General features: G+C 65.3%; 17 protein-coding genes. 7 read left to right on the forward strand and 10 right to left on the reverse strand.

All coding sequences use genetic code 11. The features are described 5' to 3' along the window. Positions 1-42: 42 nt before the first annotated feature. Positions 43-1,119, forward strand: a complete 1,077-nt coding sequence (gene recA, locus DFR45_RS04685) for a recombinase RecA (RefSeq protein ID WP_114482700.1) — start codon at positions 43-45, stop codon at positions 1,117-1,119. Positions 1,120-1,201: 82 nt separating this feature from the next. Further along, entirely contained in the window at positions 1,202-1,654 is a 453-nt protein-coding gene (recX, locus tag DFR45_RS04690) for a recombination regulator RecX (protein ID WP_114482525.1), read from the forward strand. Between the two features lie 70 nt (positions 1,655-1,724). Here recX and DFR45_RS04695 read toward each other — a convergent pair whose 3' ends face one another. The 7 genes from DFR45_RS04695 to DFR45_RS04725 are packed head-to-tail and all read right to left on the reverse strand — an operon-like array spanning position 1,725 to position 7,303. After that, positions 1,725-2,423, reverse strand: a complete 699-nt coding sequence (locus DFR45_RS04695) for a flagellar basal body L-ring protein FlgH (protein WP_114482526.1) — start codon at positions 2,421-2,423, stop codon at positions 1,725-1,727. Between the two features lie 38 nt (positions 2,424-2,461). Beyond that, positions 2,462-3,244, reverse strand: coding sequence for a flagellar basal-body rod protein FlgG (gene flgG, locus DFR45_RS04700; protein ID WP_114482527.1), 783 nt, complete (start codon positions 3,242-3,244; stop codon positions 2,462-2,464). A 49-nt stretch (positions 3,245-3,293) separates the two neighbouring features. After that, entirely contained in the window at positions 3,294-4,034 is a 741-nt protein-coding gene (flgF, locus tag DFR45_RS04705) for a flagellar basal-body rod protein FlgF (RefSeq protein ID WP_114482528.1), read from the reverse strand. A gap of 35 nt (positions 4,035-4,069) precedes the next feature. Continuing rightward, positions 4,070-5,668, reverse strand: a complete 1,599-nt coding sequence (locus tag DFR45_RS04710) for a flagellar hook protein FlgE (protein WP_114482529.1) — start codon at positions 5,666-5,668, stop codon at positions 4,070-4,072. A gap of 31 nt (positions 5,669-5,699) precedes the next feature. Continuing rightward, complete coding sequence (locus tag DFR45_RS04715) at positions 5,700-6,371, reverse strand: flagellar hook assembly protein FlgD (RefSeq protein WP_114482530.1); 672 nt, start codon at positions 6,369-6,371, stop codon at positions 5,700-5,702. A gap of 27 nt (positions 6,372-6,398) precedes the next feature. Continuing rightward, a complete protein-coding gene (gene flgC / locus DFR45_RS04720; RefSeq protein WP_114482531.1) occupies positions 6,399-6,803 on the reverse strand; it encodes a flagellar basal body rod protein FlgC in 405 nt (134 codons plus the stop codon). A 29-nt stretch (positions 6,804-6,832) separates the two neighbouring features. After that, positions 6,833-7,303 carry a flagellar basal body rod protein FlgB gene (locus DFR45_RS04725; RefSeq protein WP_114482532.1) on the reverse strand — a complete coding sequence of 157 codons (471 nt, stop codon included), beginning with the start codon at positions 7,301-7,303 and terminating at the stop codon, positions 6,833-6,835. A 238-nt stretch (positions 7,304-7,541) separates the two neighbouring features. Between DFR45_RS04725 and flgA the strand changes: the two genes are divergently transcribed. From flgA to DFR45_RS04740, 3 genes are all read left to right on the forward strand, one after another. Next, entirely contained in the window at positions 7,542-8,285 is a 744-nt protein-coding gene (gene flgA, locus DFR45_RS04730; protein WP_114482533.1) for a flagellar basal body P-ring formation chaperone FlgA, read from the forward strand. A gap of 105 nt (positions 8,286-8,390) precedes the next feature. Continuing rightward, positions 8,391-8,738, forward strand: a complete 348-nt coding sequence (gene flgM / locus DFR45_RS04735) for a flagellar biosynthesis anti-sigma factor FlgM (protein WP_114482701.1) — start codon at positions 8,391-8,393, stop codon at positions 8,736-8,738. A gap of 89 nt (positions 8,739-8,827) precedes the next feature. Further along, entirely contained in the window at positions 8,828-9,196 is a 369-nt protein-coding gene (locus tag DFR45_RS04740) for a hypothetical protein (protein ID WP_114482534.1), read from the forward strand. A gap of 35 nt (positions 9,197-9,231) precedes the next feature. On the opposite strand, the gene DFR45_RS04745 is transcribed toward DFR45_RS04740, so the two are convergent. Together DFR45_RS04745 and murJ are read right to left on the reverse strand one after the other, a co-directional pair. Further along, a complete protein-coding gene (locus DFR45_RS04745; RefSeq protein WP_114482535.1) occupies positions 9,232-10,101 on the reverse strand; it encodes a SirB1 family protein in 870 nt (289 codons plus the stop codon). Positions 10,102-10,214: 113 nt separating this feature from the next. Next, positions 10,215-11,780, reverse strand: coding sequence for a murein biosynthesis integral membrane protein MurJ (gene murJ / locus DFR45_RS04750; RefSeq protein WP_114482702.1), 1,566 nt, complete (start codon positions 11,778-11,780; stop codon positions 10,215-10,217). 123 nt (positions 11,781-11,903) lie between these two features. Here murJ and rpsT point away from each other — a divergent pair, with 123 nt between their 5' ends. Then, positions 11,904-12,200, forward strand: coding sequence for a 30S ribosomal protein S20 (rpsT, locus tag DFR45_RS04755; protein WP_114482536.1), 297 nt, complete (start codon positions 11,904-11,906; stop codon positions 12,198-12,200). A gap of 452 nt (positions 12,201-12,652) precedes the next feature. Continuing rightward, the gene (locus DFR45_RS04760; RefSeq protein WP_114482537.1) at positions 12,653-13,639 is read left to right on the forward strand and encodes an NAD(P)H-dependent flavin oxidoreductase; all 987 of its coding nucleotides are present in this window, start codon (positions 12,653-12,655) and stop codon (positions 13,637-13,639) included. Between the two features lies 1 nt (position 13,640). Here the strand turns inward: DFR45_RS04760 and DFR45_RS04765 are convergent, their stop codons facing one another. Continuing rightward, positions 13,641-14,234, reverse strand: coding sequence for a hypothetical protein (locus DFR45_RS04765; protein ID WP_114482703.1), 594 nt, complete (start codon positions 14,232-14,234; stop codon positions 13,641-13,643). Between the last annotated feature and the right edge of the window lie 172 nt (positions 14,235-14,406).

A 14,406-nucleotide genomic window follows, 5' to 3' on the forward strand; every position in this document is an offset into this window, starting at 1 on the left:
ACCCGCCCGGCTCACCACCCGCTTTTTTTGAAGGAGTTTTTCATGGACATGGCCACCAAGGGCAGCCCCCTCGCATCTTCCGCGAACAGCGAAAAAGCCAAGGCCCTGCAAGCGGCGCTCGCGCAGATCGAAAAGCAGTTCGGCAAGGGCACCATCATGCGCCTGGGCGAAGGCGAGGCGATCGAGGACATCCAGGTCGTCTCCACCGGCTCGCTAGGGCTCGACATCGCGCTCGGCGTGGGCGGCCTGCCGCGCGGGCGCGTGATCGAAATCTACGGCCCCGAGAGCTCGGGCAAGACCACGCTCACGCTGCAGGTCATTGCCGAGATGCAAAAGCAGGGCGGCACCTGCGCCTTCGTCGATGCCGAACACGCGCTCGACGTGCAATACGCGCAAAAGCTCGGCGTCAACCTGCCCGACCTTCTCATCAGCCAGCCCGACACCGGCGAGCAGGCGCTCGAGATCGTCGACAGCCTGGTGCGCTCGGGCGCGGTCGATCTGATCGTGATCGACTCGGTCGCGGCGCTCACGCCCAAGGCCGAGATCGAGGGCGAAATGGGCGACGCGCTGCCCGGCCTGCAGGCGCGCCTCATGAGCCAGGCGCTGCGCAAGCTCACCGCCACGATCAAAAAGACCAACTGCATGGTCATCTTCATCAACCAGATCCGCATGAAGATCGGCGTGATGTTCGGCAGCCCTGAAACCACCACGGGCGGCAATGCGCTCAAGTTCTACGCCTCGGTGCGCCTGGACATCCGCCGCACCGGCACGATCAAAAAGGGCGAGGAATCGATAGGCAACGAAACCAAGGTCAAGGTGGTCAAGAACAAGGTCAGCCCGCCGTTCAAGACGGCCGAGTTCGACATCCTGTTCGGCGAAGGGATCAGCCGCGAAGGCGAGATCATCGACATGGGCGTGAACGCCAAGATCATCGAAAAATCCGGCGCTTGGTACGCCTACAAGGGCGAAAAAATCGGCCAGGGCCGCGACAACGCGCGCGAGTTCCTGCGCGCCAACCCCGAGCTTGCGCGCGAGATCGAAAACCTCGTGCGCGCCCAGCTGGGCATCGCGCAACTGCCGCCCGCCGTGGCGCCGGCCACGGGCGGCGAGCCGGTTTGAGCCACTTCGAAAATGAAGCACAAAAAGTGGCTCTAGCGCTTATGCAGCAAGCGCTAGTAGCTATCGTTAACGTAGTCTTTCCATGGGCTTTGCCACGCCGTCGCTCAAAGGCCGTGCGCTGCGCCTGCTGGCGCGGCGTGAATACGCGCGCGCCGAGCTCGCCGCCAAGCTCGCGCCGCACGTGCAGGCCGGGGAAGACCTCGAAGCACTGCTGGGCGAGCTCGAAGCAAAAGGTTTTTTGAGCGACGCGCGCGCCGCCGAATCCCTGCTGCGCCGCCGCGCGCCGCGCCTGGGCACGCAGCGCGTGCTGCAGGAGCTGCGCCACAAAGGACTCGACGCAGAACTGGTGCGTGCCGCCGCCGACAGCCTGCGCGCGAGCGAGTTCGCACGCGCCCAGGCCGTGTGGCAGCGGCGCTTTGGCACGCTGCCCGCCAATGCGCAAGAGCAGGCGCGGCAGATGCGCTTTCTCGCCGCGCGCGGCTTTGGCGCCGAAGTGGCGCGTCAGGTGCTGCGCGCCGCCGCGCAAAACGAGTAATTCGAGGTGCGCATGGGGGTCAGATTCCCACGATTCCCAAGATTCCCATTGCCGCGCGCCGCAAACCCGCTCAAAACGGCGTCACCATGTTGAAAAACCGCCCGAGCCAGCCCATGGCCTGGGCCTCGGCCTGGGCGCCGCGGCCGCGCGACTCGATGCGCACGTTCGCGACCTGGGTCGAGTTGACGACGCTGCCCGCGAGCAGGTTGCGCGGGTCCACCGTGCCTGAAAAGCGCAGCACATCGACGTTGTGGTTCACGCCGATCTGCTTTTCGCCCGTGACCACGAGGTGTCCGTTGGGCAGCACCTCGACCACCGTCGCGGTGATGGAGCCCGTGAAGGTGTTGGTGCTTTGCGTGTTGCCCTGGCCGCTGAATTTGTTTTCCGAGCCCACGTCCATGGTGGACTTGTTCGCCAGCCAATTGCTCACGAACGGAAAGGACTTGATGCCGCCCGAGATCGAGCCGCTGCGGTCAATGCCGGACGAAGACTCCTGCTTGGCCGTGACGTTTTCCACGATCATGATGGTCACCGTATCGCCCACGAAGCGCGCGCGCCGGTCTTCGAACGCGGGCCGGTAGGTCGCGGCGCTGAACAGGCTGCCGTTCGCGGGCCGCGCCGCGGCGGCCGGCGGCAGTTGCGGCGGCTTGGTCGGCAGCACATCGACGGGCGGCGGCTCCATGAGGCTGGTGCAGCCCACGAGCGCGGCGGCGCCGGCGCACACGAGCAGGCGCAGCAGCGCAGGAACAGAGACAAAAAGGCGGGCCATGGCAAAAAATCCTCGCAAAAGCGTGCGGTCTGCGGCGCTCAGAGTTGGCCCAGCTTGGCGAGCATCTGGTCTGCCGTCTGGATCGCCTTGGAATTCATCTCGTAGGCGCGTTGCGTCTGGATCATGTTCACGAGCTCCTCCACCACGTTGACGTTGGAGTTCTCCAAAAAACCCTGTTTGATCGTGCCCAGGCCGTTCGTGCCGGGCGTGCCGCCCTGCGGTGTGCCCGAGGCAACCGACTCTTTGTAGAGGTTGTCGCCCACGGGCTCGAGCCCCGCGGGGTTGACGAAGTTGACCATCGCCAGCGTGCCTATGGTGGAAGGCGCCGTGGCGCCCGCGAGCACCGCCGACACCGTGCCGTCGGTGGCAATGCTCACGTTCGTGGCACCGGGCGGCACGGTGATGCCGTTGGCCACGGGCAAGCCACTGGGCGTCACGAGGCGGCCTGCGCCGTCGAGCTGGAACGAGCCCGCGCGCGTATAGGCCAGCGTGCCGTCGGGCATGGTCACCTGGAAAAAGCCATTGCCGTTGATGGCCACGTCCAGGCTGTTTTGCGTCTCTTGCAGCGTGCCCTGGGTGAAGTTGCGGCTCGTGGCCACGGTGCGCACGCCCAGGCCCAGGTGCAGGCCCGTGGGCAGCTGGTTTTGCTCGTCGGCGTTGGCGCCCACCTGGCGCAGGTTTTGGTAGATCAAATCGGCGAACTGGGCGCTGTTGCGCTTGTAGCCCGTGGTCGAGACGTTGGCCAGGTTGTGCGAGATCACGTCCAGCTCGGTCTGCTGGGCGGACATGCCGGTCTTGGCGATCCACAGCGAATTCATCATGGCGGTTTGCTCCTTGGTGGAATGCAGCGGCGGCTGCTCCTGCGCCGATTCATGCGTTCATGTTCAGCAACTGGCTCGCGGCCTTGTCGTCGGACTGCGCCGTCTGCAGCAATTGCATTTGTTGTTCGAACTGGCGCGCCGCGGTGATCATGTCCACCATGGCCTGCACCGAGTTCACGTTCGAGCCCTCGAGCGCACCGCTTTGCAGCTTGGCGTTCGGGTCGGCGGGCAGCGGATCGCCCGAAGCGGTGCGAAAAAGCCCATCGTCGCCGCGCTTGAGCGGATCGTCCGGCGTGGGCGTGGCGAGCTTCAGGCGCCCCACCGTGGTGGGCTGCTGCCCGGGAATGCGCGCCGTGACGGTGCCGTCGTCGCCCAGCGTGACCTCGGCGCCCTGCGGCACGTCGATGGGCGTGCCCTGGTCGGACAACATCGGCTGCCCCATGCTGTTGACGAGCTGGCCGTCGGTGGAGACTTCGAGGCGGCCGGCGCGCGTGTAGGCTTCGGTGCCGTCGAGCCCTTGCACGGCAAACCAGGCCTGACCCACGGCCATGGCATCGAGGTTGCGCCCGGTCTGCTGCGCCGGGCCGGGCGTATCGACATGGCCCGCCGTGGCTTCGAGCGCAAACACGCGCGTGGTCGCACCGTCGCCGCGCAGCGGTACCGCACGAAACGCCGACATCTCGGCGCGAAAGCCGTTGGTCGAGGCGTTGGCCAGGTTGTTTGAGAGCACGGCCTGGCGCTGCGCCGCAGCGCTCGCGCCTGTCATCGCGGTGTAGATGATGCGATCCATGGCAATCCCTCGGTATCAAAAAAGAGCAGCGCCCATCACCGCAGGTTGACCAGCGTGGACATCACCTGATCCTGCGTCTTGATGGTCTGCGCGTTCGCCTGGTAGTAGCGCTGCGCGGTCATCAGGTTGACGAGCTCGGCCGTGAGATCGACGTTGGAATCCTCAAGTGCGCCGGAGCGCAATGCCCCCAGACTGCCCGTGCCGGGCGCCCCCACCACGGGCGCACCGGACTCGAATGTCTCCACCCAATTGTTGCCGCCAATGGGGCGCAGCCCCTGCGGATTGCGGAAGTTGGCCAATGCGAGTTGCGCCTCGGCCCGCGTCACACCGTTCGAGTACGTGGCCATGACCATGCCGCTGTCTTCGATGTTCACGCTGGTCAGCTCGCCCGCTGCATAGCCGTCCTGGCTTTGCGTAGCAACAGCAAAGCTGCTGCCGTATTGGGTCACCTGATCTAAGTTGAGCGTCACGGCAAACGGCGCCGGCGCGGGATTGCTTCCGGTAGCCGGCGGGCTGTTGGGGTTGGCCGGACTCGGATTCACCATCAACCCGAGCTCATAGGATTGCTTGGCTGCAGCCGGGGCATCAGTCAACGCTGTGACGCTCAATGTCCCTCCAGTGGCCGGTGTGCCCGTCGCATAATCAATGAGGTTGCTTTTAAGTCGCGCCGATGCCACAAGTGAATTTGCAGGCGAATCGGAATAGGTGAAGTCCCATGCGTCCGTGGCATTTGCAAAAGTGAGCTTTGCTTCTCGTATGGCATAGACCCCATTCGCATCGGGCCCGTAGAACTTGTAGGTAAATTCCGTAGGAAAGTCGTCAACTTTTGTCTTGGTTGGGTCTGCATTGACGATAGAGCTCGCAATGGGCTCCACGGTCGCAACGATCTTTCCGTTTTTGTCCGCAATCATGCGACCTGCGGCAGGAGGCACAGTCGCAGGGGTGGTGGTCAAGTCATCGAGCTTGTCATAGACATCCCAAGTGTTGGCGCCATTTTTTTCAAAATAAAGATTTACGGGCGTGGCTACCCCTTGGCTGTCGTATGCGTTGATAGAAGTGCTGTAGGTGGTGCGCGGGGTTGCTGGTATCGGTGGCGTGGCACTCAGGTTCCCTGCGGCATCGGTTGCCCTTGCATCAAGATTGAACGATGCGTTGATTGTCGTGGTCTGCTTGGCCGCGATCGGCGCAGAGGTCGGGAACACCAGCGGCACCGGGTTCGCGCCGCTGACCGGCTTGCCCGTGGTCGGATCGACGGTGTAGCCCAGCACCTTGGCGTTGGTGTTGGTCACCAGGTTACCCGCTTTGTCGAGCTGAAAATTGCCCGCACGCGTGTAAGCCATGCTGCCATCAGGCTGTTGTAGTTTGAAAAAACCGCCGCCGTCGATGGCCACGTCGAGGTTGTTGCCCGTGGTGCTGATGTTGCCGCGCGTGAACTGCTGGGCAATGTCCGCCACCTGCACTCCAATGCCCGCATCAGACCCGCCCGCGACGCCCATTGCCGAGGCCACCATGTCGGCGAATTCGGCGCGTGAGGACTTGAAGCCCGTGGTGTTTGCGTTCGCGATGTTGTTGCCGATCACGTCCAGGCTTTTGCTGGCAGCGTTCAAGCCCGAAAGTCCTTGTTGGAAGGCCATGGTGTGCTCCTGAAAACAAAGTGTTTGAAAATCACTGGACGGCTTTGATGGCGCTTTGCGCAACGCTGCTGCCGTCGCTCAGCTGCAGTTGCAACGCGCCGTTCGAGACGCTCACCGCGCTCACCTGCTGCGTGGCCAGCGGTGTAGCGCTCACCGCCGCGGCGCCGTTGCTCGCAACCACTTTGAAGTGCGGCGCGCTGCTGCCCTGGTAGCTGGAGGCGTCCCAGGCGAAGCCATGACGGCCTGCAGGCAGCGCGCCCAGGTCCACCGTGCCGATCTGCTTGCCGCTCGCGTCCAGCACCTGCACCGTGACGCTCGCAGCCGAGGCTGCGAGGTCGAAGCCCCCGGTGGCCTGGCCGCTTTGCGCATCGACGGCGAGCGTGTCGCCCTCGACCAGCACCCGGTGCCCGACCAGGCTGCTGCCCTGCACGAGCTGCTGCACCGCGAGCTGGCCCGCGAACTTGTTGACCGTGTCGTTGAGCTGCTGGATGCCGGTGACGGTGTTGATCTGCGCGATCTGCGAGGTCATCTGCGCGTTGTCTAGCGGGTTCATCGGGTCCTGGTTGTTGAGCTGCGCCACGAGCAGCTTGAGGAAGCGATCCTGCGCCGCGGCGGGGTCGGCGGCAGCGTTGGCCGCAGCGCCGACGGCAGAGGTGCTGCTCGATGAAGTCGTCTGTCCGACGGGGTTGATGGTGGTGCTCATGGCGTTGGCTCCTGAGAAACGATGGGTTTACTGCCCCATTTGTAGGGTCTTGAGCAGCAGCGACTTGGCCGTGTTCATGACTTCGACGTTGTTCTGGTACGAGCGCGAGGCCGAGATCATGTTCACCATCTCCTCGACCGCGTTCACGTTCGCGTAGGTCACGTAACCCTGCGCGTCGGCCATGGGGTTGTTTGGCTCGTGCACGCGCCGGCCCGGGGTGTTGTCTTCATTGATGGCGCTCACGCGCACGCCGGCGGCGCCGTCCGATCCCATGGGGGTGGTCTGGAACACCACCTGGCGCGCCTTGTACGCCTGGCCATCGGGGCCTGCGACGGCATCGACGTTGGCCAGGTTGCTCGCCACCACGTTGAGGCGCTGCGCCTGCGCGCTCACGGCGCTGCCCGAGATATTGAAGATCGAAAACATGGACATGGTCTTGCTCCTTTGCCGCAGCGCTGCGCTCACTGCCCCTGGATGGCGCTGAGCATGGTCTTGGCCTGGCTGTTGATGAAGCGCAGCGTGGCTTCGTAGCGCACGGCGTTGTCGACGAAGTTCGCGCGCTCGCGGTCCAGATCGACGCTGTTGTTGTCCAGGCTGGGCTCGGTCTGCACGGCGTAGCCGAGCTTTTCACCGACCACGCCCGAGCCCAGGCCGCCGACTTGCGCCAGGGGCAGCGGGATGTGGCGTGGGTCGCTGACGCCAGCATCGGCAGCGCCGGCGCTCGCTTGCACAGGCAGTTCCAGGCGCACGGTGGCGCCCGAAGATGCAGCGCCGCTGGCCGCACGCAGCGCGTCGGCAAAGGGGAAATCGCGCGCCGTGTAGCCGGGCGTGTCGGCGTTGGCGATGTTGCTGGCCAGCACGCGCTGGCGCTCGGCGCGCAGCAAGAGCGCCTGGCCTTGGAAATCCAGCGACTGGGTCATCTTGTTGAGCATCGGGGGCCTCGCGTGGTTGCGTGGGGTGGAGGTACGGAGCAGGCTGGGCTGCGGTGTGGCGTCGATTATGGGAAGCGCAGTTTTTTCCTAAAGCCCGAAAACGGGCCGAATCGGCGCGCAATTCCCGGCATGGGCGGCGCGCGCGGCGCCTACAGTAGGGCGGGTGAAATGGGCTTGGTGTCCGCCTTGCAGGAATGGGCGAAGGCTGCGCACATTGCTCATGATTCAGGAGCTTCTTATGCAGTCTCTATCTGCCTTCAATGCCATTTTGATGCATATTTTTCGCGGCCTGCTCGCCCTGGGCTGCTCCGCGGCGCTCGCGCAAACCAGCGGCGCGGGCGCCGACGATGGCGCACGCCTGGGCACGCTAGGCCAGCGCTTTTTGCAGGACGCGCTCGCGAGCGAGCCCTCGGGCGCGCTGCCTTTGCGCATGCAGGTCGAAGTCGGTGCGCTCGATCCGCGCCTGCAGCTCGCACCCTGCGCGCGCGTCGAACCCTACCTGCCGCCGGGCAGCCGCCTGTGGGGGCGCACGCGCCTGGGGCTGCGCTGTGTACAGGGGCGCGTCCCCTGGAATGTGTTTTTGCCCGTCACGGTCAAGGCTTTCGGCCCGGCCTGGGTGTTGCGCAGCAACGTCGCCAACGGCGCGGTGCTCAGGGCCGAGGACGCCATCGAGGCCGAGGTCGATTGGGCTGCGGAGCCGGCCGCCGTGCTCGCCAAGCCCGAGCTCTGGGTGGGCCAGACGGCAGCGCGCACGCTCATGGCGGGGCAGGCGCTGCGCCAGTCCATGGTGCGCCCGCCCGAGCTGTTCGGCGCGGGCGCGCAGGTCAAGGTGCTGGCGCAGGGGCCAGGCTACGCCGTCACGGCCGACGGCCAGGCCTTGAGCGCAGGCGGCGCTGGCCAGACGGTGCGCGTGCGCATGGCCAATGGGCGCATCGTCTCGGGCGTGGTCAACGGCGAAGGTGCCGTAGAGGTGGCTTTGTAGCGCCGAGACAAAAAACGCTAAAGTCTCACGCCAATCGGTCGAAAGAGTGGGCAAGATGCCTCTATCCCATGCCCTCACGGGCCACGAGGGGCGGCGGAGAAAATGATGAAAATTGGTACACCACCCGAACTTGCAGGCGCCTCGGCGCAGACAGGGCTTGCCGCCAAGCAGGCCAGGAGTCCTGCGGCCGCTGCTGAAGATGCGACCAAGGGCGCCAATGCGGCCCCCACTGCATCTTCCACGGCCGCTACGCCTAGCGCTGCGGTGACCGTTTCATCGCTGGCGGCGCAAGCACTGGGGGCCAATGGGCGCACCAGCGCAGACTTCGATGCCAACAAGGTCAAAGCCGTGCGCAGCGCCATCGAAAAGGGCACGTTCAAAGTCAACGCCGAAGCCATCGCGGACAAGATGCTGGCTAACGCCGAGGAGATGATCAGCCGCGTGCGTGGTTGACATTGGACTGCCAGCCTTGCGTGCTTTGGCGGTTTTGAGCTGTCCCTTCTTGTCCTATTCCCCCCACCCGACGCACCCAGGTTTTCCCCATGGCGCTGGAACAAAAACTGCTAGAGGTTGAGCAGCACCTGCAAGAGGTTTCGACAGCTTTGCTTGCGGCCGATGCTCCGCGACTCGAACAGTGCAGCACCACGCTGCGCGACGCGGCCTTGACCTTTGCCCGGGCCATGGCGCAAGTGCCCGACCCAACGGCTTTGCCCGCGGCGCTGCGGCGGCGCATCCAGGCCATCGGCAGTCTGCTGGCGATCCAGCGTGAAAACCTCCTGCGCCTGTCTGCCGCCACGAGCCGGCAGGCCGCCGCTTTGTTGGGCGCGGCAGGCGCCGAAAGCACTTACGAATCCGCGTTGGGCAGCCGCGCCAGCGCCAGCGTGCCGCGCAGGGTGCGTGCCGCGGGTTGACCGCTGCGGCGCTCCTGGTCGCATCCGGCGGAACCTCAAAACCCGACGCTGCGCCGAAGCGCATGCAGGCGCTCGGCAATCGCGGCGGTTTCCCGCGCGTTCTGTTCTGTGGTTTTGTCAGGCACATGCGCCAGGTAGGCTTCCAGGTCGGCGATGGCCTGCGCGGGGTCGCCGTGGTCGGCATGCAACAAGCCGCGATCGCGCCGCTCCTGCCACACCTGCGGCAGCAGAACCACGAGGCGATTTTGTACGGCAAGCAAGCGCTCCCAATCCTGTTGGGCGCGGAAGATCTCCTTGAGGTTGCGCAGCATGCGCGCCACGATGTCGCGCGGCATCGCGGCTTGCAGATACAGGCCCAGCGGCATGTCGTCTTCGCTGAGCTTGCGTGCGTATGGATAAGGCTCGAGCCGCTCCAGCAATTCCTCGCGTCCGAGCGACTGCCCCGTGAGCGGATCGATCACCACCTGCCCATTGGGCAGCACGACCTTCACCATGAAATGACCGGGAAACGCCACACCACGTGCTTGTAGTCCGCTAGCGTGGGCCAATTCCAGCCACAGCACTGCGAGGGACACCGGGATGCCGCGTCGCGTCGTCAGCACGGTGTGCAAAAAACTGTTTTCGGGATCGTAATAGTTGTTGGCGTTGCCGCCAAAGCCCAATTCGGTAAAGAAGAACTGGTTGAGCTGGCGCAGCCGCTGCAGCGGCGATGCGTTGGCCGGAATGCGACGTTTGAGCCGTGCTTGCACCTGATCCACCTCGCCCAGCACCTGCTGCAGATCGAGCTCGGGGTATTCATCTTGCGCGATGCTGGCGGCTGCCTCGAGCAACGGAAAATGTGCATCGCTGTGTACCAGCGCTGCGAAATAGTCGAGCGGGGTCGGAAGGGAATAGCTGAATGGCATGGGTCTCGTGCGCCGCAGTAAACCTCTGCAATCTATACCAAAGACGCCGCCGCCGCTGACGGGCCCTCCACCCCTTTGCGGGCGTATCCCGTGAAAAGATCGTGCGCAGGCCCTCAGCGCCGCAGCATTTGCCGCAGCTGCAGCCCCGCCGCCCACAGTGCGCCGAAATACACCACCACGGCAGCGCACAAAATCGCGGCCAGCAGTGCGGCACGCCGCATGCCGTCGGCGCGCAGTGCGAGCCAGGAAAAATGTTGCGCGCCCCACAACAACAAGACCGCCAGCAAGGAGCTCGCGGCGACCACCTGCAGCACGAAACGCCCCCAGCCCGGCTGCGGCCGGTAGCTGCCGCGCCGCAGCAAGCCCATGAGCAGCCACAGCGCATTCACGAGCGCCCCCAGCCCGATCGACAGCGCCAGCCCCGCATGCGCCAAAAGCGGCACCAGCGCGATGTTGAGCAATTGCGTGATCACCAGCACCACCACGGCGATGCGCACCGGCGTGCGGATGTCCTGGCTCGCGTAATAGCCGGGTGCGAGCACCTTGATCGCCACCAGTCCGAGCAGTCCCAGGCCATAGCCCATGAGCGCACGCGCGATCTGCCCCACGTCACTGTCGTGCAGCGCGCCGTGGTGGAACAGCGTGGCCACGAGCGGCGTGGCAAAGGTCAACAACGCCACTGCACAGGGCACGGCCAGCAGCACCACGAGGCGCAGCCCCCAATCGAGCATGGCGGAGTAGCGCTGCGCGTCGGCGGCCGCGCGCGCCGCGGCGAGTTGCGGCGTCAGCACCACCCCCAACGCCACGCCCAGCAGCGCCGTGGGGAATTCCATCAAACGGTCGGCATAAAACAGCCAGGTGACGCTGCCCGGGGCTAGGTAAGAGGCGATCTGCGTGTTGATCATCAGCGACACCTGCGCGACCCCGACGCCGAGCAGGGCCGGCGCCATCAGCTTGAGGATGCGTCGCACGCCAGGGTGCATCCAGGCCGCGCGGATTTCGCTCCAGCGCAGGCCGATGCGCGGCATCAGCCCCATGCGCAAAAGCACAGGCAGCTGCACCCCCAGTTGCAAAATGCCGCCCAACATGACGCCGCCGGCCATGGCGTAAATCGGCTCGATGCCGCGCGCCGCGAGCTGCGGCGCACCGAGCAAGGCCGCGGCGATCATGGAGAGATTCAACAGCACCGGCGTCGCCGCCGGCAGCGCAAAATGTTTCCAGGTGTTGAGCACCCCAGAGGCCAGTGCGACCAGCGACATGCAGCCGATATAGGGAAACATCCAGCGCGTCATCGCCACGGCTGCGTCGAACCCCGCAGGGCTTTGGCGCAGACCGCTCGCGAGCGCCCACACGAGCACGGGCGCGCCGAGCACGCCCAGCGCGCAGGTCAGCACGAGCACCCAGGTGAGCACCGTGGCCACGCTGGCGATCAGCGCGCGTGTGGCATCGGCGCCGCGCTGCTCCTTGGTGGCCGCGAGCACGGGCACGAAAGCCTGGCTGAACGCCCCTTCGGCAAACAATCGCCGAAACAGGTTGGGGATGCGAAAGGCGACGTTGAATGCATCGGTCAGCACATTCGCACCAAACATCGATGCCATCAGTAGATCGCGCACCAGGCCCGTGATGCGCGAGGCCAGGGTCAGCAAAGAAACGGTGGAGGCGGCTTTGAAGAGTGACACCGGCGAGAGTGTATGCGCAGCGCTTGCGGGATGGTATGTCTGGGTGTATACGGAAAAGGCCGAGCGGCTATAATTTGCGGTTTTGCTGGCATCACCCACAGACATACTGAAGGAATTCGATCCATGGCATCCAAGCCCCAGAAGAAGAACCCGCGCCTGGCGTCGGGCCGCAAACGCGCCCGCCAGGACGTCAAGCTCAACGCCGCGAACAGCTCGCTGCGCTCCAAATACCGCACCGCCGTGAAGAACGTCGAAAAAGCCGTTCTCGCCGGTGACAAGACCAAAGCCACCGCGCTGTTTGCCAAAATGCAATCGGTGGTCGATTCAATTGCCGACAAAGGCATCTTCCACAAGAACAAGGCCGCGCGCGACAAGAGCCGCCTTGCCGCCAAAGTCAAGGCGTTGGTGCTTTCGGCCTGAAGTCACCCGCTTTTCGCACTCTCTTTTCTCTCCGCCCGAGCGGCCCGTGCCGCTTGCCGTTTGTAAAAGGTGCGCTGCCAGCAAAGCAAAAAAGCCGTCGCAAGACGGCTTTTTTGTTGGCGCTTGCGATCCGGGCCGACAGTGAGGACGCGCGAGCACGCCGCTCCGACCGCACGCGCGGGCATCGGATAGCATCCAAAGCCGGCCTAGCAGCCTGTCGGACTTTGGGCGTCGAAAGCGAGAAGGTGCCCCAGCGAGTCCAGTTTTTGCCGGATTCGCCGCCCCATAGCGGGACTATGGGGCAAGAAGACGGTAAAAAATGGGCCGCTGCGGCGCATTCGCAGCCGACGATTCCAAAGTCCGACAGGCTGCTAGATGGGCGTGTTGCAGTCTTTGCAGCGCTCCCCTCGGCCGGCGTGAATCTTTTTCCGACGACTTCAGGAGAATTCCCCATGCCTTTTCAAACGCGCATCACCGACATGCTCGGCATCGAGCACCCCATCGTGCAAGGCGGTATGCAAAACGTCGGCGTGGCCGAGCTCGCCTCGGCGGTGTCCAACGCCGGCGGGCTCGGCATTTTGACCGCGCTGACGCAGCCCACGCCGCAGGCGCTGCGCGAGGAGATCGCGCGCTGCCGCAGCATGACGGACAAGCCCTTCGGCGTGAACCTCACGGTGTTCCCGACGATCAACCCGCCCGACTACAAGGCCTACGTGCAGGCCATCCTCGACGGCGGCGTGCGCATCGTCGAAACTGCAGGCACGCAGGCGGTGCGCGAAATCTGGGAGATGCTCAAGCCGCACGGCGTGCGCATCATCCACAAGTGCACGGCGGTGCGCCACGCGCTGTCGGCCGAAAAAGCAGGCTGCGACATCATCTCGATCGACGGCTTCGAATGCGCGGGCCACCCGGGCGAGGACGATGTGCCGGGCCTGATCCTGATCCCTTGCGCGGCCGACAAGGTGAAGATCCCGCTGCTCGCCTCGGGCGGCTTTGCCGATGGCCGCGGGCTCGTCGCGGCGCTCGCGCTGGGCGCCGAGGGCGTCAACATGGGCACGCGCTTTTGCGCCACGCAAGAGGCCAAAATCCACCCGCGCGTCAAGCAGGCCTACCTCGAAAACGACGAGCGCGGCAGCCTGCTCATTTTTCGCAGCCTCAAGAACACCGCCCGCGTGGGCCGCAGCCCTGTCTCCGAAGAGGTGGCGCGGCGCCTGAGCGAGCCCGGCGCAAAGTTCGAGGACGTGCGCGAGCTCGTCTCGGGCAAGGCGGGCAAGGAGCTACTCGAGACCGGCGATCTCTCCAAGGGCGTGTTCTGGGCCGGCATGGTGCAAGGGCTGATCCACGACATTCCGACCTGCGCGGAGCTCATCAGCCGCATCGTCCGCGAAGCCGAGGAGATCATAGACCGGCGCTTGGCCGGCTTTCGCCGCAAGGGGTGAGTTAAGCCGCAGCCAGCAATTGCCGCACGGCCGCGATGTCGCCGCGCGGCGTGCGCCCTTGCGCGTCGGGGCGCAGGGCGCCGCGCAGGTCGTCGAGGTCGTAGATCAAGAGGTGCACACCGATCGCCTCGCCCAGCTCGGGTGCGAGGCTGGAGATGCTCAGCGCCTCGACGGGCGCGCCGTGCAGGCCCGGCACGGTGCGCGGTTCGTACTCCACGTTGTGGTTGATGAGGGCGATCTCGGCGGACTTGGGATCGTCGCAAAACAGTTGCAGGTAAATGTCGGAAAGCCGCGTGGCCGTGCCATGCCAGACCGCGCCGCCGAGGTGAGGGCGGAACTCCGCGAGGCGCTCCATCCAGGCGAGCGCAAGCCGGCGCAGCGCGCGCAGCTCGCGCGGCTGGGTGTCGGCGCAAAAGAGCGCGAGGTGCTCGCGCACGGCGGCTTCCACCAGCGTGTTGTCGGGCAGCGGCGTGCGCGCCGGCAGGCCCAGCACCCGCAGCGCGCGGCGCTTGGCTGGGCCCCATTCGAGCCCTTCTTCCACGGCCAGGCGGGCCGCGGTGCTGGCGATTTCGGCGCTCAAGGAGGTGGCAGGCATGGCAGTGGGGCAGAGGGTTTGCAGCCTGCATTGTGGCGCGAACCCGCAGCCCTGCGCCATGCCGCAGCCCGCGGCCCCGTGCAGGCCCCGCAAAAACTCCTTTTTTCATAGCTGCTTGCGCTTGATGTATCTGCGCAAAATGCCATTTTTGCTCCAAGATTACAATGCCCCG

Source organism: Extensimonas vulgaris (assembly GCF_003337425.1).
Taxonomy (GTDB): domain Bacteria; phylum Pseudomonadota; class Gammaproteobacteria; order Burkholderiales; family Burkholderiaceae_C; genus Extensimonas; species Extensimonas vulgaris.

Bases quoted from the DNA above. Each gene is read 5' to 3' on its own strand.
- recA (WP_114482700.1), top strand. From the start codon at position 43: ATGGACATGGCCACCAAGGGCAGCCCCCTCGCATCTTCCGCGAACAGC.
- recX (WP_114482525.1), top strand. From the start codon at position 1,202: ATGGGCTTTGCCACGCCGTCGCTCAAAGGCCGTGCGCTGCGCCTGCTG.
- DFR45_RS04695 (WP_114482526.1), bottom strand. From the start codon at position 2,423: ATGGCCCGCCTTTTTGTCTCTGTTCCTGCGCTGCTGCGCCTGCTCGTG.
- flgG (WP_114482527.1), bottom strand. From the start codon at position 3,244: ATGATGAATTCGCTGTGGATCGCCAAGACCGGCATGTCCGCCCAGCAG.
- flgF (WP_114482528.1), bottom strand. From the start codon at position 4,034: ATGGATCGCATCATCTACACCGCGATGACAGGCGCGAGCGCTGCGGCG.
- DFR45_RS04710 (WP_114482529.1), bottom strand. From the start codon at position 5,668: ATGGCCTTCCAACAAGGACTTTCGGGCTTGAACGCTGCCAGCAAAAGC.
- DFR45_RS04715 (WP_114482530.1), bottom strand. From the start codon at position 6,371: ATGAGCACCACCATCAACCCCGTCGGACAGACGACTTCATCGAGCAGC.
- flgC (WP_114482531.1), bottom strand. From the start codon at position 6,803: ATGTCCATGTTTTCGATCTTCAATATCTCGGGCAGCGCCGTGAGCGCG.
- DFR45_RS04725 (WP_114482532.1), bottom strand. From the start codon at position 7,303: ATGCTCAACAAGATGACCCAGTCGCTGGATTTCCAAGGCCAGGCGCTC.
- flgA (WP_114482533.1), top strand. From the start codon at position 7,542: ATGCAGTCTCTATCTGCCTTCAATGCCATTTTGATGCATATTTTTCGC.
- flgM (WP_114482701.1), top strand. From the start codon at position 8,391: ATGAAAATTGGTACACCACCCGAACTTGCAGGCGCCTCGGCGCAGACA.
- DFR45_RS04740 (WP_114482534.1), top strand. From the start codon at position 8,828: ATGGCGCTGGAACAAAAACTGCTAGAGGTTGAGCAGCACCTGCAAGAG.
- DFR45_RS04745 (WP_114482535.1), bottom strand. From the start codon at position 10,101: ATGCCATTCAGCTATTCCCTTCCGACCCCGCTCGACTATTTCGCAGCG.
- rpsT (WP_114482536.1), top strand. From the start codon at position 11,904: ATGGCATCCAAGCCCCAGAAGAAGAACCCGCGCCTGGCGTCGGGCCGC.
- DFR45_RS04760 (WP_114482537.1), top strand. From the start codon at position 12,653: ATGCCTTTTCAAACGCGCATCACCGACATGCTCGGCATCGAGCACCCC.
- DFR45_RS04765 (WP_114482703.1), bottom strand. From the start codon at position 14,234: ATGCCTGCCACCTCCTTGAGCGCCGAAATCGCCAGCACCGCGGCCCGC.